Raw genomic sequence first — 21,188 nt, forward strand, 5'->3', positions numbered from 1 at the left:
GCCCTTTACGTCGTACCTAAGGTCGGAACTTCTTCCAGAGAGTCGCGGCCACATCCACACCCTTCAGGACGGCGGAGACTTTGCCCCCTTCTTTTTTAGCATTGGTGTCCTCATTAGACTTCACCGTACGCTCCTCAGATGAGGTTAACGGAATAGAATCAATGGATACTGCCTTACTCTTTTCCTTCAACTCACGAGATTTACGGTATTTCTCAATGACGGTCACAGATACTTGCTTTGCGGTTAGCGTCAGTTCATTCATGACCTCTCCCAGATTCTTCACCGAATCCATAATAGGATCGATCTTCTGAAGCTGATTCTGTACATCTACAGTAATATCATTCGCGTGCCGGACTGTGGTTTTCACTTCATACGTAAGCTCATCAATGGTCTTTTGGACCTCCTGCAGCGTCTGGCTGACATTATCGAGAGAATCCTTGGCCGAACGCAAGGTTTTGATTAAAAAGAAGACAAGTACAGCGAATGCGACAGCCACAAGGGCTACGCTAAGTTCAATAATCATATCCAAAAACCCCTTCCAAAATCATAAATGAATGATGGCTAACCTGCCTTAATACTGCATAGTTACCCCTTCCCCAAAAAGCCGAAACAACATGTCAAGCGTCCAAAAGACTATTCACAAGCCCTTTGTTTCAATGGCCTACCTCACTGTTTATACAATGACTATCGACACAACGAAAGGGTGAAGTCATCATGCTAAAATGGTCTGTAATCCTGCTAGTAATTGCCTTGATTTCCGGAATCTTCGGTTTCTTCAATCTGGTAGCCGCAGCAGCAGGCATCGCCAAAGTCCTGTTCTATATCTTTCTTGTTCTCTTCGTCATCTCGCTCTTTACCGGACGCAGAGGAAGATCAATGTAACCACCCGCTATTCCTAAGCGTTTGATTCAACCGGCCTCCTTTGGGTTTACTTGAATAGCAACAATCAGCGATAATAAAAAATCTCCAAACCAATACCTGGCTGGGCAAAGTCTGGATTAACATCCTTGCTTCAGCGTATGTATTTATACCATAACTCTACCATAGCCCCAGCAAATGGTGGCTGTCCATGGTTTTTATTCCAGAAGCATGAATAGTCTCGGCAAAATCAAAGCGAACCCTATACTTTATTGAATTTCCTATATGAAAAGAAGAGGCTATCCCCACAGTAGAACTTCTACTGAAGGAATAGCCTCTTCCTTGTACCCGCTTTGCGTTCACCCGTCACATACTCTTGCTGCTTGCTGCCGCTTCTGTGCCTTGATCGACTTATCTATATCAGCGGATGACCGATCCTCCGTACAGGAAACGGTTCATCCAAGAAGCGCTTAAATTATCCACTCTAACCCCGCCGGAAGCAACGGAGTAAGTGTGCAGTACTTTGTTGTCGCCCAAGTAGATGGCAACATGTGTGATTTTTTCAGTCAACTTGTTGACACCGGCGTAGGCCGATGCGGAATTGCCGCGGTAACTCATAAAGAACATCAGATCTCCGCGTTTTAAACCAGAGATATTCTTAACAACAGTACTGTTCTGCTTCACCCAATCCCCTTGCTGACGAGAATCTGCGGGCAGCTTCACAACACCTGCATCCATGAAAATCTGGCGGATAAAATCAGAGCAATCGAAGGTATCTGTATTATTGCGGCTGGAGCCGAACTCGTATGGCGTGCCCAAATATCCCATGCCCGCACTGATTACCCGTTCTACTGCGTTGCTCGGATTGGGAACAACGGGAGCTGGAGTTGGTGCAGGGGTTGGTGCAGGCTTAGCCCCAGCACTGCCAGCGCTGGTCAAAGAGATATACTGACTCCCCGAACTGACATACCCGACCTCACCAGTAGCAGACTGTACTTTATAGAAATAACTGTTCGTCACTTCCAAAATCGAGACGATTTCACCCTTCTGCAAATACTTCAGCACATTGCTGTTTACAGATGGGGCGGTACGCAGACGAACACTGGATTCAATTTTGGCGGACTGTCCGGCAGCAGCCACAACCATTGATGAATTTAGCGATTCGGATTGGGCGGACACCTGCTGAGGGCTAACAACCCCAAGCGTCAACGCAAGTGCAGCAGAAACCAATAATGTAGATGTAAGCTGTTTGTGTGACTTGATCATTCCGTTCCTCCGGTTCATTAAAATAAGAACCAACAAGTGTGCGCGCTACATTTGTTGCTTTCTGCCCTCATTATAGGCTTGACCGGGATTTAGAACATGCCCCAAATTTCATAAATAAGTATGCCACTTTATGGTAAGATACAGGTCTATAGTCGCGATTTCTCCTTGGATTTGGTGGAAGATGGAATGTATTAGGTAAAGCTGATTCTTACCTAGGCTTAAGGTTCCAAGTGACCTTCCTATGGATAATATTACGCAGGTTGTACATGCGCTCCTCAATGAGCCACTAGTCCAGAATGTGTTCAATAGTCGGCAGAATAAGATGGGTTGTAATGCTGAGCGAGGCCCCATGTTACCCTGACGTATATCGTCATAAATATCCCGCAGATATCTGCCGCCCCCTGCTGCTCCATCAACGTACGTAGAGAATTCCTTCAACTATTCTCGCCCTTGTAGCAGCATTTAAAAACCATTAAAATAAAGTGAAGGACTTGCTCCCAAGGAGGTTAGCACTATGAGCGAAAACACCGAAAAAGGAAAAATCAATCTTGCCGATGCGATCCGCAAAAAACTTGAGCAGAAGAAGCAGCAATCTTCCGCCAAGCCGGGATCTTCATTCCAGGCAGGTTCGGCCAAACCCTTAAAAAGCCAGAACAACAAAAAGCCCAACAATCAGCGCCGTCGCACTGGCGGGTCCTAGGGGCTCCTGATCCCCTATCAGATTCACGGGCAATGTCAATGCTCGGCCTGATTCAAGGGGCAGGTACATAGGTTACAGCCAAACGGCTGCGTACTCTCTTCTGGGAGCATGCAGCCGTTTTTGCTGCTTCCCGAAATTCAAAAAAAGGCAGCCTGTTCAATCCCTCGGGATTTGATCAGGCTACCTCGTCTTGAGCACTCCCCGCTGGGGCGGGGAACAGCAATATGATATTAAACTTCTACAGGATACATACGCTTACGCAGGTCCTTGATCTCATCGCTCTCCAGATACTCGTCATAACTCATGGTACGATCGATAACGCCAGCCGGTGTGATCTCAATGATCCGGTTAGCAATCGTCTGAATGAACTGATGGTCATGCGAAGTGAACAGGATCGTGCCGTCAAAGTCGATCAGCCCGTTGTTCAGCGCTGTAATGGATTCGAGATCCAAGTGGTTCGTAGGCTCGTCAAAGACCAGCACGTTCGCCCCGTTCAGCATCATTTTCGCCAACATACAGCGAACCTTCTCTCCCCCGGACAGCACACTCGCCTTCTTCAGTGCTTCCTCTCCGGAGAATAGCATCCGGCCCAAGAAACCGCGCAGGAAGGTCTCATCCTGATCCTTGGAGTACTGGCGCAGCCATTCCACAAGGTTCATGTCCACACCATCAAAATAGTTGGAGTTGTCTTTCGGGAAATAAGCTTGAGTGGTGGTAACCCCCCAAGTATATTCACCGGCATCGGTTTCCTTCTCGCCCATAATCACATCGAACAGCAGCGATTTTGGTTGGGAATACGGACCTACGAAAGCAATCTTGTCGCCTTTGTTAACTACAATGCTAAGCTCATCCAGCAGCTTCTCACCGTCAAGCGATTTAGACAATCCGCTGATGGTTAACAGTTGCTTGCCAGCTTCACGCTCTGGTTTGAAGTTAAGGAAAGGATATTTACGGTTGGAAGGACGAATGTCATCCAGTGTAATCTTCTCCAGTTGCTTCTTCCGGGATGTCGCTTGCTTGGACTTGGAGGCATTCGCCGAGAAGCGCTGAATAAAGGCTTGAAGCTCCTTGATCTTGTCTTCCTTCTTCTTGTTGGCATCACGCTGCAAAGTCTGTGCCAACTGACTGCTCTCATACCAGAAGTCGTAGTTGCCGACATACATCTGGATTTTACCAAAGTCGATATCCGCGATATGCGTACACACCTTATTCAAGAAGTGACGGTCGTGAGATACCACGATTACGGTGCCTTCATAATCCATAAGGAAGTTCTCCAGCCAGCCAATGGATTCGAGATCCAAGTGGTTGGTAGGCTCATCGAGCAACAGGTTGTTCGGACGACCGAACAGGGCCTGCGCCAGGAGCACGCGAACCTTCTCATTGCCGCTAAGTTCGGCCATGTTCTTGTCATGCAGTTCACGCATGATGCCCAGACCGATCAGCATTGCTGCCGCATCCGGCTCAGCGTCCCAGCCGTTCAGCTCCGCGAATTCGCCTTCCAGCTCACCGGCACGCAGACCGTCAGCTTCCGAGAAATCGGACTTCGCGTAGAGAGCATCCTTCTCTTTCATAATCTCGTACAGGCGAGTGTGACCCATGATTACCGTCTCAAGTACCGGGAATTCATCGTACTCGAAATGGTTCTGCTTCAGAACCGCCAGACGCTCGCCGGGAGTGATATGCACATCCCCGGTGTTTGCTTCAATCTCGCCGGACAGAATTTTCAGAAAGGTAGACTTACCTGCCCCGTTGGCGCCGATCAGGCCGTAGCAGTTACCAGGAGTGAATTTTATGTTTACATCTTCAAATAGTGCGCGTTTTCCGTAGCGGAGTGTTACGCCGCTTGTACTAATCATTAAGCATTACCATCCTTTTCACATAGGCTTCCGGCTCATTATAGCATAAAAACCATTATAATAACCCGTCAAAGTGGCGTATCCAGCGGGAAGTTTACACCAAAAATGCACTTTCGTGCTCATTGCTTCACTGTCCGGGCCTCCGGCTTCACGACAAGCGTCTCTCCATGGCTGAGGACCTGCACTCGTTCCTGCGAAATACCATGCGCCTTTCTTGCTTCCTCCATCCGGTCGAGAGCCTCTCTGGCCGTATCATCAGCCAGCCGGAAGGTGCCATAATGCATCGGAATCATCGTTTCCGCACCCACATCAATAAAAGCCTGCATCGCTTCCTCGGGATTAACATGCTGTGAGGTCATGAACCACTCCGGCTCATAAGCGCCAATCGGCATAAGGGCAATATGGATTTTGAAGCGCCTGCCAATCTCCTTGAAACCTGGAAAATAACCACTGTCCCCGGCAAAATACAGATTGGGCGGCAGTTCACGCTTAACGCCACCTTCAGAAGGATGCTTCTCTGGCTGCGCCGGTTCCAGAATGAACCCTCCCCAATGTGAAGTATTCGTGTCAAACGGAGTGCGCCGTGTCCAGTGCTGGGTGGGCACAAAGGACAGCTTGATATTACCAATGGTGAGCTCCTGCCACCACTGCATTTCCACACAACTGCGAAAACCTTTGCGAACCATCTTCCGCTTCAATCCGACAGGTACAACAATGGTCGTTCCTGCACCGTAGAGCTTGCGAATAGAAGCAATATGCAAATGATCATAATGGGAATGCGAGATGAGGATCAGATCGATCGGAGGCACATCCTGCAGACTCATGCCGGGTTCTCCCAGCCGTTTCTCAAAACCAAGCCGCCGGGCCCAGATCGGATCGGTAATAATGTTCATGCCTTCATATTGAATCAAAAAGGTAGAATGCCCAATCCAGGTGATCGTGGTCTCCAGACGGTTCTCCGCCAGATAGGATAATCTAGGGGGAACATTCGGCACTACATAAGAGTAATCTTTGATCTTTCGACGGCGTTCTTCCCGCCATTGACGAAATTCTTTAAGCTTTTTGTCGGTGCTGACGTTATCAATATTGTTGTAGCGAATTTTTTTAGCCATCGCGGTTCTCTCTCCTTCACAGGTTTGCCGGGCAAACTCCGTGGCAAGCTAATATATATTAACTATAGGTTTTGACAGACATATTTGCAAAATATCCAGTTTGCAGCACAAGCGTGCGCCCTTTTATTCGAAAGATCACTTGTCGGGCTTTTCCTGTTCAAGCTTGATTCTACTCATTTTACCCATTCCTGCTACAGACTAAGCTTGCCCTGAAAGGTTGATACGCTTTGTGTTCAACGGGAGAAATGATGTAAAATGTCAATAGGACACTATCCGTTTGAGGGGGAGCTACGTATGAAGATTACTTTTATTGAACCGACGCCAAGTCCAAATACGATGAAGCTTCATCTGGACGAAAGTCTCGAAGCGGGCATCCGCAGAACCTATACGCCGGAAAGCCAGCGTTCCGCCCCTTCCTGGGCGCGGGAAATGCTGACTATTCCCGGTGTAACCAGCATCTATCATGCCGCAGACTTTGCCGCGCTGGAGCGCAAGGGCAGTGCCGACTGGGCAGCCATTCTCCGGGAGGTTCAATCCCGCTTCGGCGGCGGAGAAGGCTTGACCGACGACTGGAGTTTAACCGACGAGAATGCCGGGGCCCACTTCGGGGAAGCCCAGGTATTCGTGCAAATGTTCCGCGGCATTCCGATACAAATCCGCGTCAAGACCGGCGCGAATGAAGAGCGCATTGGCTTGTCCTCCCGCTTCACCGAGGCGGTCACCGCAGTGGCTAGCGCCGTGATGATCAAGGAGCGCAAGCTCACAGATTACGGCGTCCGCTACGGTGAGCCCGCCGATATCGCGCGCGAGGTGGAGCAGGAACTGGAGGCGGCGTACCCGCAGGAACGCCTGAATTCCCTCATCCAGCAGGCCATCGCGCACGGCACTGCTGACGAGTTCGTCGAGCAGCGGGCCGACAAGGACAGGGATGAACTGCTGCAAGACCTGAAGAATGAAGACTGGCGCGTCCGCTACGCCGCGCTGGAAGCCCTAGCGCCAACGCCAGAGCTGCTTCCGGAGCTGGGCGCGGCGCTGCACGATCCCAAGCTGCATATTCGCCGGCTTGCGGTAGTCTACTTAGGCGACCTGCGCACGCCAGAAGCAATGGAGCTGCTCTATGCAGCGATGAAGGACAGCGCCCCTGCAGTACGGCGTACTGCGGGCGATACCTTGTCCGACATCGGTGACCCTGCCGCCACGCCTGTCATGACGGCGGCGCTGACGGACAGCAGCAAGCTGGTCCGCTGGCGCGCTGCCCGGTTCCTCTATGAGGTCGGAACCGCAGAAGCGCAGGATGCGCTGGCCCTTGCGGCAGAAGACCCCGAGTTTGAGGTGGGCTTGCAAGCGCGCATGGCGCTGGAGCGTATCGCTTCCGGCGAGGAAGCAGCCGGAACGGTCTGGCAACAAATGTCGGAGCGCCGCCGCACATAAGGCCAACACTTCCGTATTTTGTCATTGCTCGCTGCTGGAAGATGATCTATACTGATTGCTGTTGTGTTTATAAACGAATGAAGTAGTAAAGATAGCCTCATCATACCTAGGATGAGGTAGAGGTCGCGGATAGGAAGAGTACGCGCGTAGAGACGTTGAAGAGCCGTCGATGACACGCCGCCGAAAGGACTATCCGCCGAAGCCTGTGCCGCCGCTCTCACTGCGGCGCAGGCTGGGACCGTTTCCGAAAGGAACGGAACTGTCACGGAGCATTTTCCTATAGTCATGGGGGAATGCACTGTGTTGCGCTATCTTCTCAGGGAGTATGATGCGGAAGCTGTCTATCCAGAAGCCGCAGCGACCGTCTGCGGTTTCTTTGCGTTCATAATTTGACGCAGATGCCCCGTTATCCGGTGCATGGCCTTCACACTCCCCGTTCATGAACAGAAACATGCGAATAGAAGGAGTGTTCATTTCATGCAAGAAACAAGTCATTCACCGACCGGAAGCGGCCCTGCGACCGAACTGAAGAAATCATTCAAAGCCAGACATCTCACGATGATTGCACTGGGCGGGTCGATCGGAACCGGGCTGTTCCTCGCCAGCGGCGGCACCATTGCCGCCTCAGGTCCAGGTGGTGCGCTGCTCGCCTATAGTGCTGTTGGGATCATGGTTTATTTTCTCATGACTAGCCTGGGTGAACTGGCTACGTACCTACCAGCTTCCGGATCCTTCAGCACATACGGCACTCGTTTTATCAGTCCTGCCTTCGGTTTCGCCATCGGCTGGAATTTCTGGTACAACTGGGCGGTGACGATCGCCGCAGAGCTGTCCGCCGCCACCGTCATCATTAAATACTGGTTCCCGGACAGCCCATCCGTACTATGGAGCTTGGTATTCCTGTTGCTGATGTTCGGCCTGAATTTCCTGTCTTCAAAGGGCTACGGAGAATCAGAATACTGGTTCGCTATTATTAAAATCATTACCGTCGTTGTCTTTCTGGCTGTAGGCGTACTCATGATCTTCGGTATCATGGGCGGTGACGGAACCGTTGTCGGCTTCAGTAACTTCCAGCTTGGAGGCACCTCCTTCCATGGCGGATTCTTCGCCTTTGTCGGGGTCTTTATGGCAGCCGGATTCTCTTTTCAGGGTACTGAGCTTGTCGGCGTTGCCGCAGGTGAGAGTGAGAATCCACGCCGCAATGTGCCGCTTGCAATCCGTCAAGTATTCTGGCGCATCCTGATTTTCTATATTCTGGCCATCTTCGTCATCGGAATGCTGATCCCGTATACGAATCCTGATCTTCTTCGTGGCGGGATCGATGATATTGGTGTCAGTCCGTTCACGATTGTCTTCAACAAGGCAGGCCTTGCCATTGCCGCTTCGGTCATGAATGCCGTCATCCTTAGCTCTGTACTATCGGCGGGGAACTCAGGCATGTATGCTTCCACCCGCGTCTTGTACGCCATGGCCAAGGACGGCATGGCCCCGCGTGCGCTGGGTAAGCTTAATCGACGCGGTGTACCTGTAGGTGCCCTGTTGGTAACTACAGCCATTGGGATGCTGGCCTTTCTTGCTTCCTTTTTCGGTGACGGCGCCGTCTATAACTGGCTATTGAACGCCTCCGGGATGTGCGGCTTCATCAACTGGCTCGGCATCGCTGTCTGCCATTATCGTTTCCGGCGCGCTTTTGTCGCGCAGGGGCATTCACTTGATGAGCTTCCCTATCGGGCAAAATGGTTCCCATTTGGACCAATCTTCGCCTTTGTACTGTGCATGATCGCCATTCTGGGTCAGAATATGGGCGCATTCACAGGTGAACGTATCGACTGGTACGGCATTCTCGTCTCCTACATCAGCTTGCCGTTGTTCCTGCTGATCTGGATCGGTTATCGTTGGTTCCGCAAGAGCTCCATCGTGCCGCTGGATCAATGCGACCTCAGCACTGAGGCCAAATAGATCCCGACCGTTCACTCAAGCAGCGCAAGGGAGTAAGAACATAAAAGAATACGAACATATTAAAAAGGAAGAGGCCCGAGCGCCTCTTCCTTTTTTTGCAGCTAATGCATGTACACTTTTCTTTTAGCAATGGCGGACAGCATTAGAATTACCCTGCTCTTCTTCATGACTCTGTCCACTCTAAATGATTCTGTGACCAATGCCGCGACGGCCCATTTCTTATACAAGGCTACTTCCAAACCACATACACTCTAAGATCACTGGTATTATCGAACTTGCTGCTGGAATAGGAAGGATTACTCAAGCCCAGCGCATACAGCACCTGAAGATCGTTTGTCAGCGATTTGGCACTGCCTCGGTAGCGGAACAACAGCGATTGCTCCCCGGAAGCAACAGTCTTCTCAGCCAACACCTTCAGATCGGATACCGAACGGATGATTCGTCCTTCATCATACAGTTCATAGTGAAGCTCTTGCTGCAGCTTTTCGTATACAGCGACTTTCGACCCGCCTTGGCTAACCAACTCCGCAAGTGTCTTGTGGTACCCCTTAGTTGCTGCCGGATAAGGCTTCGTCCAGGTATGGTCACGGCGCATCTGCGCATCCGTCCTCATATAATAGGTGTGGCTAGCTACCCCTGCCTGGTCGGGTGTCGGATCATCCCAAGTGGTATCTAGGTGATACCAGTGTCCATCAAGCTGGACCAGGTTCCAGGCATGCGACAGGGTCGAGCCTCCCTCTGGTTTGGCGGTTCCCTCCACGATCTTGTTCGGAATACCGGCCCCTTTTAGCAGCTTGTAGGTCAACAGCGAATAGCCCTGGCAGACTGCATTACGGCTCTGAAGCGCTTCATAGGCAGTATAACGGGTGTAAGAGGTATCGTATTTCAGATACAGTACTACCCAGTCATGGATCGCCTTCACCTTCTCATGATTGTTCATTCCCGGTTTGATGATATCTTTAAGCACAGCTGCCACCTGTTTATTGACGTATGCGGTCTGCTGCAGGGTCTCCCGGTATTTGACCTGTACGGTAACATTAGCGGAGCGGCTGCTTCCCCGATAGGTGAAGCCATAGCTATCCACAATATAATAAAGGTAAGGATCACTGCCCATCGCCTGATCCAGTGCAGTTTGGATCCCATTTTTCAAATTAGAGGTCTTGCCTTCGTAAGTAAACGTGATTGTCTCTCTCCGATTGTTCATTGCGCCCGTTAGTCTCTCGGTCATTTGGGATATCGAACCTAGCGCAGCGGGCTTGTCAGCCGCGTAGGCATAATCCCAGCCCCAATAAATCGCCGGAGGTATAGCTGCAGCAATGATGATCCCGCCGAGAATAGCCTTTCCCAATGTGATACGAATCTTCCTCATACTATTTTCCTGCCCCCCGCGCCTCATTACTTGTATATCTTTAATCTTAAATAGAGCACGCACGCAATTCAATAGCCTGACTATATATTAAATGCCCGAAACTCCGTTTCCACGACTGCAATCTCCACGATGTACACAAAAGATTATGCAACCCTTGCTTCTCATTATCAACTCAGGAGATCAAAGGATCAAGGGGATATCTTGGGGAGGTTGAATTTGCGCTCAAACCCATGGATTTCACCATCGCCCGAGAGACCACCAGGTCCCTGGTGCAACAGAAATTACCGGAATCCCCAGGTGCTTGGTCGCAGAGCGTCCGCTCCAGGTGCTAACCTACATCTAATTCAAGCCAAGGTTGAGCCGAAGAGCCATTCCATCCAATGAAAATAGCCCTACCTCCTCAACTAAGAGCATTTTTGTACCTTATATTTCTGAAATTGAGGTATATAGGGAGAATAAGAGCATTTCTGTACCTTATTTTTGCAAAAAGTACGCTGAGAGGGCTATTGTGGAAAATTAATGTACAATATTGCACTTATTTTCCAAATCACCTTGAATACTGATAATTTAAGGTACAAAAATGCCGTTAATTACACTTGGGAACTCACTTCTAGGCTTTATTTGTTATTTTAATGCGTTCTATATAACCTGAAAGAAGATTTACTAGCGAATATATAGTATCTTAATAAGCCTATTTACCTGATGTAGTAATTTCACGCTCAATTAAGTTGCCGAACTGCCGATTTCGAGCTACTAGTGATGACTTACCAGTCACGACGCACAAGCCACCAACACTAATCATTAACTCACCAACCACCAACCACCAACCATCAATCACCAATCACCAATCACCAATCACCAATCACCAACCATCAACCATCAACCATCAACCATCAACCATCAACCATCAACCATCAACCATCAACCATCAACCACAAATCATCAATCATCAATCACCAACCAACTCACCAATCACCGCCCACAAACCATCAATCACATCATCATCTCATTAGAGCGAATCATGCAAAAAGAGAACGTCCCTACGCCTGTGGCTCTTAGGACATTCTCTTCGTTTTATTAGGTCAACCGGAGAGTACTGGTAGGCCTTTGTTATAGCCGACTTTATTTTACTTGCTAGACTCGATTATTGCCGGTATGCAGCCAGGCTGCGGTTCAGCTCGCGAGTCTGCCCGTACACTTCCTGATAAAGACCGAACAACGCGTCATACGTTTCGACTTGCTGTGGCTGTGGCGTGTACACCTCCGCCCGGCGAATGAAGACATCCGCACATTCACTAAGTGTAGCGAACCAGCCGCTGCCGTAAGCGGCCAGCATTGCTGCTCCCATCGCCGGTCCTTGCTCGCTCTCCAGCTTCACGATGTCCGCGCCGAAGATGTCTGCCTGCATTTGCAGCCATGTCTCATTCTTCGCTCCGCCGCCAATAGCAATAACCTCGGTAATTGCCTTCCCAGAGTCCCGGACGATCTCGATGGACTCGCGCAGCGAGAAGGTGATACCTTCAAGCACTGCCCGCGTAAAATGATCCAGCGTATGACCGGAATCCATACCGATAAAGCTGCCGCGGATGGTAGCATCGGGATGCGGGGTCCGTTCCCCTACGAGGTAAGGTGTGAACAGCAGGCCCCCACTTCCTGCCGGTATGGAGGCTACTCCTTGCAGCAATTCGTCCAAGCTTTGGTCTGCGGCAAAAGTTTCTTTGAACCAAGTCAGGCTGTGGCCCGCCGCAAGGGTAACCCCCATGATGTAGTAGGCATCCTTTTCCCCATGGTTGAAGAAATGTACTTTCCCCTCCAAATTCAAATCCTTGTTACTCTCATAGGAGAGGACCACCCCGGAGGTTCCGATGCTGCACATGGTCTTCCCCTCACCCAAAATGCCTGCCCCTAGTGCCCCGCAGGCATTGTCCGCTCCCCCGGCAAATACTTTCGTCGAGGGCAGAAGTCCACAAGCTGAAGCGCTCTCGGGCAGCAAGGTGCCGGTCAGCTCAAAGGATTCGACCAGTTTAGGGCAGAGTGACAGCGGCAGACCGAAGGCTCCAGCGATGTCAGCACTCCATTCTTTTGCACCTACATCCAGCAGCAGCGTTCCGGCAGCATCCGAATAATCCATCGCATAATTTCCTGTCAGCCGATAACGCACATAATCCTTCGGCAACAAGAACAGGCTAGCCCGGGACATCACCTCCGGTTCATGGCTCTGCACCCAGAGCAGCTTCGGCAACGTAAATCCCTCCAGCGCCCGGTTTCTTGAAATCTCGGTCAACTGCGCGCCCAACGTTGCTTCAATCCTACGACACTCAGCTGTAGTTCGAGTATCATTCCACAGAATAGCCGGACGTAGCACCTGACCTGCATCATCCACCAGAACCAGGCCATGCATTTGTCCCGAGAAGCTAAGCCCCTCTACCGCCAAAGGGTCTATCTCCGATTTCTCCATTAACCGGCGTAGACTAGTAAACGTTCCCTGTACCCAATCCTCGGGACTCTGCTCACTCCAGCCAGGTTGGGGTCGGCTCAGCGGGTAAGCTTCCGAATGCTCACAAACTACCGTTCCCTGCGGGTTGACCAGGACGGTCTTGACCGCGCTGGTCCCGAGGTCGACACCGATTACATATTTCATCATAATCCCCCTAGTTTGCTATTAGGCAAGTTTATTCTATCAAAATACGGTATAAAAAGAGGTTGCCGAAGAATGCCCCTTCGGCAACCTCCGTTGCGATATGGCTTGTGTGCTCGCACTTTGGCAGTATGGCTTGATGCTCACATTTCGCCAGTATGGCTTGATGCTCACATTTCGCCAGTTTGGCTTGGTGCTCACATTTCGCCAATATGGCTTGGTGCTCGCCTTTTTCCTGTATGACTTAGTGCTCACATTTCGCCAGTATGGCTTGATACTCTCGTTTTGCCAGTATGGCTTGATGCTCACATTTTAACAGTATGGTTTGGTGCTCGCTTTTTGCCAGTATGGGTTGGTACTCACATTTCGCCAGTACGGCCTGTTGCTCGCCTTTTACCAGAAAGCTCTCGTTAGAGTTCGAACCCTTCCTACTCAGCCAAAATGTATTGGTTCAGGGTCGCCTTAAGCAGTTCCTGACGGCCCGACTCGTTGCGACGCGGGTTCTCATTGTTCAAAGCGTATTCAGCCAGTGAAGCCAATGTGGCTTTGCCGGAGACGATATCAGCACCGACGCCTTCCTTGAAGCTGCTGTAGCGCTTGTCGATAAAGTCATCGAATACACGGTCTTCAATCAACTTGGCGGCTACCTTCAGACCCTTGGCATACGTGTCCATTCCGGCAATATGCGCCAAGAACAAATCCTCAGGCTCGAAGGAAGGACGGCGGACCTTCGCGTCAAAGTTAATTCCGCCACGGCCCAAGCCGCCATTTTTCAATACTTCATACAGAGTCAATGTAGCATCATAGATATTGACCGGGAATTCATCGGTATCCCAGCCCAGCAAGGTATCGCCTTGGTTGGCGTCCAGCGAGCCCAACATGCCATTGATACGGGCTACGCGCAGCTCATGCTCGAAGGTATGTCCAGCCAGTGTAGCGTGGTTCGCTTCCAGGTTGAGTTTGAAATGCTTATCGAGACCGTATTTTTGCAAGAAAGAAATCGTTGTCGCCGCATCGAAGTCATATTGATGCTTGGTAGGCTCCTTCGGCTTCGGCTCAATCAGGAACTGGGCGTCAAAGCCAATCTCCTTGGCATAATCCACAGCCAAACCAAACAAACGCGCGATATTATCCAATTCAAGACCCAGGTCTGTATTCAGCAACGTCTCATAACCTTCACGTCCGCCCCAGAAGACATAGTTCTCAGCGCCAAGCTGCTTGCCGATCTCCAGCCCCTTCTTCACCTGGGCCGCCGCATGCGCAAAAACATCTGCGTTACAGGTGGAACCTGCACCGTGCATATAACGCGGATTGGTGAACATATTGGCTGTGTTCCAGAGTAGCTTTTTACCAGAAGACTTCATACCCTGGTCGATCAGTTCTACAATGATATCCAGATTGCTATAGAATTCCCGCAGGGAAGCCCCTTCTGGTGCGATGTCCACATCGTGGAAGCAGAAGTACGGCAGATTCATTTTCTCCAAAAATTCAAATGCTGCCTCTACCCGTGCCTTCGCTTTGTCCAGACCGTTCAATTTGTCCCAGCTCCGCACAGCGGTCTCCGCGCCAAACGGATCGGAACCTCCAGCAGTCAATGTGTGCCAGTATGCCATAGCAAAGCGCAGGTGCTCCTCCATCGTTTTGCCGGCTACGATTTCCTCGGGATTATAGAATTTGAATGCATATGGATTGGTGGAACGGCTTCCTTCATAAACGATTTTATTCACGGTTTCAAAATAGGCCATTGTGTAATCCTCCTCATCAATTATGCTCGCTCGCAAGCGTTTACAGCATCATATTAACACACCTTTTAGACTTTGTATATTGGTTAAACAAAGTTTTTATTTTGCTGTTTATCTCATCCTATGCTAACTGTTTGAACTGCATTTCTTGACTCCTCTAACCTAGGGTCCGTGGTGGAAGTTGCATTTTGCCGACTATCGTTTTAGACTAAATGGCATGTTATTCGTGGGAACGTTCTTAAGAAGGAAGTGTGATTCGTGAAGGTAACCGGTGACCAGGCGTTGGTCAAAAAGATAAATAAATCGATTGTGCTCCATACCATTCGCAAGCATTCCCCCATCTCCCGGGCCAAGGTCTCGGAAATGACCGGACTCAATAAAGCGACCGTTTCTAATCTGGTAGCAGAGCTGTGCAACGAACAGCTAGTCACGGAAGCCGGGCCAGGGATCTCCAGCGGTGGCCGCAAGCCGCTGATCCTGCACTTCAACAGCATGGCCGGCAGCGTTGTCGGTATTGAGCTGGGCGTCAAGCAGATCACGGCTGTGCTCTGCGATCTGGGCGGAGGGATCCTTGAGGAGATCCATACCCCCTTGGACAACCACCGCCTGCCACATGTGCTTGGCGAGATGAAGGGCATGATCGCCAGCCTGATCGCCAAGGCACCCGACACCCCTTACGGAATCGTCGGCATCGGTGCCGGCGTTCCTGGTATGGTCGATGAGAATGGCGTTGTCCTGTTTGCACCCAACCTGGGCTGGGAAATGGTTGAGTTGCGGGCTTTGCTGGAGGAGGAGTTTGACGTTCCGGTCACTATCGACAATGAAGCCAACGCCGGAGCCCAAGGGGAGCTGAACTTTGGTGTGGCACGAGATATCCGCCATCTCCTCTATATCAGTGCTGGTGCGGGGATCGGGTCCGGGATTATTATCGGCGGCGAGCTGTACAAGGGTGCACGGGGTTATGCCGGTGAGACCGGACATATGTCCATCGAGGCAGATGGTCAGCCCTGCAGCTGCGGCAATCGCGGCTGTTGGGAATTATACGCTTCGGAGAAAACCTATGATCAGCCTGATCTCCGCCTTCCGGCGCGGACAACGCCGGAACTGGTCCGGTACGCTGAGAGCGGCCAGGAAGATGCCCTGCGTCATTTCAATGTCATGGGCGAAGCGCTGGGCATTGGATTAACCAACGTGATCAACAGCTTCAACCCGGAGCTGATTGTCATCGGGGGGACACTCTCCGTGGCCCGGGACTGGCTGATCGAGCCGTTGCAGCGTGTGGTAGCGGAACGAACACTGCCCTATCACAAGCAGCAGCTACAAATTGTATTCTCCGAACTGGGCAGCCGCGGAGCCATGATTGGCGCAGCTTTTGCCGCTGTCATGCATTTTCTCGGAGACACTCGTGTAACACTTTAGGAGATCTCTTGCTATCTCTTCGAGCAAGATCCGTGATTGGCAGCCGAACGAAACGCATAGATGTAAATTGACGTAAAATCGCCTATTTATTTTGGTCTCAGGTGCAGTAAAAACAATGTCAATCCTATATAATGAAGGGTACGCGGTGTGATATTTATCACCATCACCCTTTTTTCTGAAATGGAGAGAGCGTCTATGACCTATGTGGATACGTCTGATATTTCGGCACAAATGTTCATCACTGTACTGCTATTTCTGCTCATTATCGCGCCTTTAGTCAGTCTCGGTGTGTTGCGCCTATTCCAGTCCAGAAAAAAATCCGGATTCATGCTAATCGGCGGCGGTGTTGCCGTATACGTGGTTTTTCAAGTGATTATGTTTTTAGTTTAACAACTAAGAAGAACTAATGAAGCCCATTAACTTTTAATAGGGTAAAAGAAACACGCTGCGTCTGCTCCACCGCCTGCTGTTTCATCGCCCGCAAAAAAGCCGCCTCCATAACGGAAGCGGCTTTTTCTCCGGCCAAATGGCCGTCTATTATAAAGTTGCCAAGGCCTTGTCAAATTGGAGCTTGTTCATGCCTACGATTTTGAAATCGCCAATCACAGTTACAGGCACAGCTCTCATCCCCATATCCCAGACCTGCTGAGCATAATCATCGTTTTGCTCGATGTTGCGCTCCTCATAGGAAATACCTTTCTCGCCGAGAAAGCTTTTTACCTGACGGCAATGCGGACAGTTGGTGGATGTGTACACAATTACGTTTTCCATCGTATGATCTCCTCCTGTTCAAAATGGGGCGTCAGCCCTCTTGTATACCAAATATAGCATCATCTATTGTAGCACCGCAGTGCGTAATGTACCAAGTTACAGAATTACTGCGCTGTGCTCCAGGCTTTCGATATATTTCTCAGCATCCATCGCTGCCATACAACCGCTGCCTGCTGCTGTAATGGCTTGTCTGTAGCGTGTATCCTGTACATCGCCGCAAGCGAATACGCCTGGGATGTTTGTTTCGGAAGTACCAGGGTTGGTCACGATATAGCCGTTGCTATCCGTAGTAATCTGTCCGCCGAGGAACGATGTATTCGGGTGGTGGCCAATTGCCACGAACACGCCGCTAGCTTCGATGATCTCTTCTTGTCCGGTCTCATTGTTCAGAACCTTCAGCCCGTTCACGCCGTTGTCGCCAGCGGTCACTTCCAGCGGACTACGGTTCAATGCCCATTCTACTTTAGAGTTAGCGCGGACACGATCCTGCATGATTTTGGAGGCACGCAGTTCATTCCGGCGATGCACCAGCGTTACTTTCGAGGCAAAACGGGTCAGGAAGCCTGCTTCCTCCAGCGCGGAATCGCCGCCGCCGACAACCACGATCTCTTTGCCACGGAAAAAGAATCCGTCACAAGTAGCACATGTGCTAACGCCCCGTCCAACATTATCCTGTTCTCCAGGAATGCCGAGGTACTTAGCTGTTGCACCTGTGGACAGAATCAGGGTATCTGTCTCCAGAACGCCCAGCCCTTCCACATTCAGCTTGAACGGACGCTCGCCCAGTTCCACGCTGTTCACCCAGCCAGTGCGGAATTCCGCACCGAAGCGTTCAGCCTGCTTGCGCATATTGTCCATAAGTTCTGGACCCATAATTCCTTCCGGGAACCCCGGGAAATTCTCTACTTCAGTAGTTGTAGTTAATTGTCCGCCCGGTTGCGGTCCTTCGATAACCAATGGGTTCAGGTTGGCACGGGCCAGGTAAATTGCAGCAGTCAATCCGGCAGGTCCAGTACCCACGATAATAGATTTATACATGACTATATCCTCCTTATGACGGACGGCATTAGCGTCAGTTCTTATTTAAAATAATTATAATGTAGTACTTATTATGATAAAAGAAAAGGAATCTGTCAATATGCCAGACTCCTCCCTCACGGACTATTTTGTGAACAATTCAATTTCTAGAAATTAATAGGCTGAACAAGACGCTCCTATGCTTTTTACAAATTCAATTTAGGATTAATGTCAGAATCAGTACTTGCCAAAAGCAGCAGACTAGAAAGCTCGGTCTCACGCTTGAAAGCCAACGGACAGTATAGTCCTTATTGATACTTGAAGCTGCTCACTAGAATATGCAATGGACTCAGGAGACGCTATTTCAATCCCAACCCGTGGATTTTGACCTGGTATTCTACCGATAAGGTCCCTACGGTCCTTTATCCTCCTAAACGGTGAAATCTGTTGGAAATAAAGCCTCTGGGGTCGTTGCTCCATAAAGCAAGCACTGATGTTGGGGCAGCGCCTTAATTTAGACCTCATTAAAGATCCTTATTATAAAATCTCATCCACTCTTGATCTCAGCGCAGCAGCCGCAGTCCGTTCAGAATAACCAGAATGGTGCTACCTTCATGGCCCACGACGCCCAGTGGAAGGGCGATACCTTGAATCAAGTTGCTGATCACGAGTGTGGCAATTACCATTACGGCAAAAATCATATTTTGCTTCACAATGCGCTGAGAACGCCGGGCCAAAGCAATGGTCGATGCAATTTCTTCGATATTGTCGTTCATCAGAACAACATCGGCAATCTCCAGCGCAGCCCCGCTGCCCTTCATGCCCATCCCGAGGCCAACTGTGGCCGTTGCCAGTGCAGGCGCATCATTCACACCATCACCAACCATAACCACATGCCCGTATTGTTCGCGCAATGCCTTAACATGAGTCACTTTATCCTCTGGCAGCAGATCCGCAAAAATCAGGTCCACTCCCGTCTTCGCCCCGATGGCTTCAGCCGTTGCGGCCCGGTCGCCAGTCAGCATCGCCACCTTGATCCCAAGCTGCTGCAGTTTCCGAACCGCTGCCTCCGCTTGTGGACGCAAGGAATCCTGCAACGCGATCATTCCCGCGACCTGCTCTCCATCCATAATTAGCGATACTGTCTTACCTTCACCCTCCAACCGGCGACGTGCGGACATCCATGATTCCAGATCAGCACTGACTGGGGAGGAAGACAGCTCATCCAGCAGATTGGACTTGCCGATCCGCCAGCTTTTTCCGTCAACTGTTCCTTCAATACCCCATCCCGTCAAGGATTTGCTATCCTGCACACTCCGCAGCGCTAGCCCTGCTTCATCTGCCTTTCGCACAATCGCTTCCGCTAACGGATGGCGGGACATGTTCTCGATCGAGGCACTAACCAGTAGCAGTTCACTCTCGTCATATCCCTCTCCAGCAATGAAATCTGTCACTTGTGGCACGCCTGCGGTCAATGTCCCCGTCTTGTCAAAAGCGACGACAGCGGTCCGCGCCATATTCTCCAAATGCAACCCGCCCTTGAACAGGATGCCTTTGCGTGCACTCTTGGAAATGGCCGACAGCATCGCAGGCATAATGGAGGACACCAATGCACAGGGTGAAGCGACAACCAGGAACACCATTGCTTTGTAAAAAGTATCGCTCCAGCTCCAATCCAGCAAAAACGGAGGGGCCAACATCAGGACCAGGGTTGCTCCTACGACCACCCGGGCATACACCGCCTCCAGACGTTTAATGAAACGCTGCGAATCCGGCACCTCGGTCTCCGCTTCCTCCACCATTTTAATGATTCTGGCAAAAAGCGTGTTCCCCGCAGCTTTGGTCACTTCAATATATAGCGGACCTTCCCCGTTCACCGTACCGGCAAACACCTCATGCCCGGAGGACTTCTCTACAGGCAGCGACTCTCCTGTAATAGAGGATTGATCGACAGCCGATTCCCCCCGGCAAACCAGACCGTCGGCAGGAATCAGTTCACCAGGACGAACCAGCAAGAGGTCGCCGATGGAAAGCTGCTCAATATTGACCTCGTTCATAGCTCCCTGTTCAATCCGAATCGCGGTGGCTGGCTTCAAGGCCATGAGTGAGGAAATGTCTTTTTTGCTGCGCTCCATCGTATAGCTCTCCAGCGCGCCGCTCAAGGCGAAAATAAAGATCAGCATCGCCCCTTCATTCCAGTATCCAATAGTCGCAGCACCTAGCGCCGCAGCAATCATCAGCAAGTTGACGTCGAGGTCGCGTTCCTTGACCAGTGTCTCCACACCTTCCTTGGCCTTGATCCAGCCGCCGATGGTATATGAAATTACGTACAGAATAATCGAAAGAATCTGCGACCAGCCACCCACTGCCCAAGCCAGCAGCATGATCAGCCCACTGCCCAGTGCGGCTTGCATTTCTGAGTTCCTCAGCATTGCGCGAGGATCGAACCTCCGGGGCTGTGGAGCACCGGGTGGCTTAGCGCCTCGGGATAATGCCCCTTCGCGGGGGAGTTGTTTAGATGTTGCTTGCATAGTAATCACCTTCCTGTAAAGTTTTGTGAAGCATAAGCTTCCTGTGTTCCTTCGCAATAAAACTTGCTTCGGGAGCGTGTGCTTAGTTTTGTGAAGCTGTACATCTTGGAGTCTCCTTCGCAACAAAACTGCTTCGGGAGCTTACGCTTAGTTTTGTGGAGCCATACTTCTTGGAAATCCCTTCGCAACATAACTTGCTTCGGGAGCTTACGCCTGCCTCTCACTGAGAATGAGAGCCATTCTTATGACCCCTAAAATGACACATGCTGCCCCGGCTAAGCCGGGACAGCATGTTAAAAAGAATATGGAATTGTATTCAGGTTGTCATTTTGCCATGAGTCTGATGAGAAAGAACGTCATTGAGAACGATAATCATTGTTGCAACAGTCCAAATATATTTCCTTAATGCAACTTAAGGTCATGATACTCCTTTCCGCAAAATATGTAAAGCGGTAGATGCCTCGAACAAAAGAAATTAATAAAAAATGAAGATGAGCGAACGGGGAAGTTAGGAACTGT

17 protein-coding genes and 1 riboswitch are annotated in these 21,188 nt (G+C 50.5%); of the genes, 6 read left to right on the forward strand and 11 right to left on the reverse strand.

Annotation, left to right across the window (positions count from 1 at the left end):
- Positions 1-16 precede the first annotated feature (16 nt).
- Positions 17-523 carry a DUF948 domain-containing protein gene (locus tag AC3Y23_RS24555; protein ID WP_379204070.1) on the reverse strand — a complete coding sequence of 169 codons (507 nt, stop codon included), beginning with the start codon at positions 521-523 and terminating at the stop codon, positions 17-19.
- A gap of 191 nt (positions 524-714) precedes the next feature.
- On the opposite strand from AC3Y23_RS24555, the gene AC3Y23_RS24560 reads away from it, so the two are divergent.
- A complete protein-coding gene (locus AC3Y23_RS24560) occupies positions 715-882 on the forward strand; it encodes a DUF1328 domain-containing protein (RefSeq protein WP_379204072.1) in 168 nt (55 codons plus the stop codon).
- 396 nt (positions 883-1,278) lie between these two features.
- On the opposite strand, the gene AC3Y23_RS24565 is transcribed toward AC3Y23_RS24560, so the two are convergent.
- The gene (locus AC3Y23_RS24565) at positions 1,279-2,124 is read right to left on the reverse strand and encodes a C40 family peptidase (RefSeq protein WP_379204074.1); all 846 of its coding nucleotides are present in this window, start codon (positions 2,122-2,124) and stop codon (positions 1,279-1,281) included.
- 514 nt (positions 2,125-2,638) lie between these two features.
- Between AC3Y23_RS24565 and AC3Y23_RS24570 the strand changes: the two genes are divergently transcribed.
- Positions 2,639-2,824, forward strand: a complete 186-nt coding sequence (locus AC3Y23_RS24570) for a hypothetical protein (RefSeq protein WP_175371737.1) — start codon at positions 2,639-2,641, stop codon at positions 2,822-2,824.
- 230 nt (positions 2,825-3,054) lie between these two features.
- Here AC3Y23_RS24570 and AC3Y23_RS24575 read toward each other — a convergent pair whose 3' ends face one another.
- On the reverse strand, positions 3,055-4,680 hold the full coding sequence (locus tag AC3Y23_RS24575; protein ID WP_379204076.1) for an ABC-F family ATP-binding cassette domain-containing protein: 1,626 nt from the start codon (positions 4,678-4,680) through the stop codon (positions 3,055-3,057).
- Positions 4,681-4,799: 119 nt separating this feature from the next.
- Positions 4,800-5,792 (reverse strand): MBL fold metallo-hydrolase, encoded by a 993-nt coding sequence (locus tag AC3Y23_RS24580; protein WP_379204078.1) that lies wholly within the window; start codon positions 5,790-5,792, stop codon positions 4,800-4,802.
- A 294-nt stretch (positions 5,793-6,086) separates the two neighbouring features.
- Between AC3Y23_RS24580 and AC3Y23_RS24585 the strand changes: the two genes are divergently transcribed.
- Positions 6,087-7,223 (forward strand): virulence factor, encoded by a 1,137-nt coding sequence (locus tag AC3Y23_RS24585; protein WP_379204080.1) that lies wholly within the window; start codon positions 6,087-6,089, stop codon positions 7,221-7,223.
- A gap of 109 nt (positions 7,224-7,332) precedes the next feature.
- Positions 7,333-7,542, forward strand: a riboswitch (Lysine riboswitch).
- Positions 7,543-7,700: 158 nt separating this feature from the next.
- A complete protein-coding gene (locus AC3Y23_RS24590) occupies positions 7,701-9,182 on the forward strand; it encodes an amino acid permease (RefSeq protein WP_379204082.1) in 1,482 nt (493 codons plus the stop codon).
- Positions 9,183-9,411: 229 nt separating this feature from the next.
- Here AC3Y23_RS24590 and AC3Y23_RS24595 read toward each other — a convergent pair whose 3' ends face one another.
- The 3 genes from AC3Y23_RS24595 to xylA all read right to left on the reverse strand — a co-directional run bounded on the left by AC3Y23_RS24595 (position 9,412) and on the right by xylA (position 14,934).
- A complete protein-coding gene (locus AC3Y23_RS24595; RefSeq protein WP_379204084.1) occupies positions 9,412-10,551 on the reverse strand; it encodes a transglutaminase domain-containing protein in 1,140 nt (379 codons plus the stop codon).
- A 1,144-nt stretch (positions 10,552-11,695) separates the two neighbouring features.
- Positions 11,696-13,192: a xylulokinase gene (gene xylB / locus AC3Y23_RS24600; protein WP_379204087.1), complete on the reverse strand. Its 1,497-nt coding sequence runs from the start codon at positions 13,190-13,192 to the stop codon at positions 11,696-11,698.
- Between the two features lie 425 nt (positions 13,193-13,617).
- Entirely contained in the window at positions 13,618-14,934 is a 1,317-nt protein-coding gene (xylA, locus tag AC3Y23_RS24605) for a xylose isomerase (RefSeq protein WP_379204089.1), read from the reverse strand.
- A 255-nt stretch (positions 14,935-15,189) separates the two neighbouring features.
- Here xylA and AC3Y23_RS24610 point away from each other — a divergent pair, with 255 nt between their 5' ends.
- Entirely contained in the window at positions 15,190-16,350 is a 1,161-nt protein-coding gene (locus AC3Y23_RS24610) for an ROK family protein (protein WP_379204091.1), read from the forward strand.
- A 195-nt stretch (positions 16,351-16,545) separates the two neighbouring features.
- The gene (locus AC3Y23_RS24615; RefSeq protein WP_379204093.1) at positions 16,546-16,740 is read left to right on the forward strand and encodes a hypothetical protein; all 195 of its coding nucleotides are present in this window, start codon (positions 16,546-16,548) and stop codon (positions 16,738-16,740) included.
- Between the two features lie 13 nt (positions 16,741-16,753).
- Here the strand turns inward: AC3Y23_RS24615 and AC3Y23_RS24620 are convergent, their stop codons facing one another.
- The 4 genes from AC3Y23_RS24620 to AC3Y23_RS24635 all read right to left on the reverse strand — a co-directional run bounded on the left by AC3Y23_RS24620 (position 16,754) and on the right by AC3Y23_RS24635 (position 20,669).
- Positions 16,754-16,876, reverse strand: coding sequence for a hypothetical protein (locus AC3Y23_RS24620; RefSeq protein ID WP_379204095.1), 123 nt, complete (start codon positions 16,874-16,876; stop codon positions 16,754-16,756).
- 11 nt (positions 16,877-16,887) lie between these two features.
- Positions 16,888-17,121 carry a glutaredoxin family protein gene (locus AC3Y23_RS24625; protein WP_379204097.1) on the reverse strand — a complete coding sequence of 78 codons (234 nt, stop codon included), beginning with the start codon at positions 17,119-17,121 and terminating at the stop codon, positions 16,888-16,890.
- A gap of 96 nt (positions 17,122-17,217) precedes the next feature.
- Positions 17,218-18,159, reverse strand: a complete 942-nt coding sequence (gene trxB, locus AC3Y23_RS24630) for a thioredoxin-disulfide reductase (RefSeq protein ID WP_379204099.1) — start codon at positions 18,157-18,159, stop codon at positions 17,218-17,220.
- Between the two features lie 542 nt (positions 18,160-18,701).
- Positions 18,702-20,669 (reverse strand): heavy metal translocating P-type ATPase, encoded by a 1,968-nt coding sequence (locus AC3Y23_RS24635; protein WP_379204101.1) that lies wholly within the window; start codon positions 20,667-20,669, stop codon positions 18,702-18,704.
- Between the last annotated feature and the right edge of the window lie 519 nt (positions 20,670-21,188).

This window comes from Paenibacillus sp. MAHUQ-45 (assembly GCF_058133325.1).

Bases quoted from the DNA above. Each gene is read 5' to 3' on its own strand.
- AC3Y23_RS24555 (WP_379204070.1), bottom strand. From the start codon at position 523: ATGATTATTGAACTTAGCGTAGCCCTTGTGGCTGTCGCATTCGCTGTA.
- AC3Y23_RS24560 (WP_379204072.1), top strand. From the start codon at position 715: ATGCTAAAATGGTCTGTAATCCTGCTAGTAATTGCCTTGATTTCCGGA.
- AC3Y23_RS24565 (WP_379204074.1), bottom strand. From the start codon at position 2,124: ATGATCAAGTCACACAAACAGCTTACATCTACATTATTGGTTTCTGCT.
- AC3Y23_RS24570 (WP_175371737.1), top strand. From the start codon at position 2,639: ATGAGCGAAAACACCGAAAAAGGAAAAATCAATCTTGCCGATGCGATC.
- AC3Y23_RS24575 (WP_379204076.1), bottom strand. From the start codon at position 4,680: ATGATTAGTACAAGCGGCGTAACACTCCGCTACGGAAAACGCGCACTA.
- AC3Y23_RS24580 (WP_379204078.1), bottom strand. From the start codon at position 5,792: ATGGCTAAAAAAATTCGCTACAACAATATTGATAACGTCAGCACCGAC.
- AC3Y23_RS24585 (WP_379204080.1), top strand. From the start codon at position 6,087: ATGAAGATTACTTTTATTGAACCGACGCCAAGTCCAAATACGATGAAG.
- AC3Y23_RS24590 (WP_379204082.1), top strand. From the start codon at position 7,701: ATGCAAGAAACAAGTCATTCACCGACCGGAAGCGGCCCTGCGACCGAA.
- AC3Y23_RS24595 (WP_379204084.1), bottom strand. From the start codon at position 10,551: ATGAGGAAGATTCGTATCACATTGGGAAAGGCTATTCTCGGCGGGATC.
- xylB (WP_379204087.1), bottom strand. From the start codon at position 13,192: ATGAAATATGTAATCGGTGTCGACCTCGGGACCAGCGCGGTCAAGACC.
- xylA (WP_379204089.1), bottom strand. From the start codon at position 14,934: ATGGCCTATTTTGAAACCGTGAATAAAATCGTTTATGAAGGAAGCCGT.
- AC3Y23_RS24615 (WP_379204093.1), top strand. From the start codon at position 16,546: ATGACCTATGTGGATACGTCTGATATTTCGGCACAAATGTTCATCACT.
- AC3Y23_RS24625 (WP_379204097.1), bottom strand. From the start codon at position 17,121: ATGGAAAACGTAATTGTGTACACATCCACCAACTGTCCGCATTGCCGT.
- trxB (WP_379204099.1), bottom strand. From the start codon at position 18,159: ATGTATAAATCTATTATCGTGGGTACTGGACCTGCCGGATTGACTGCT.
- AC3Y23_RS24635 (WP_379204101.1), bottom strand. From the start codon at position 20,669: ATGCAAGCAACATCTAAACAACTCCCCCGCGAAGGGGCATTATCCCGA.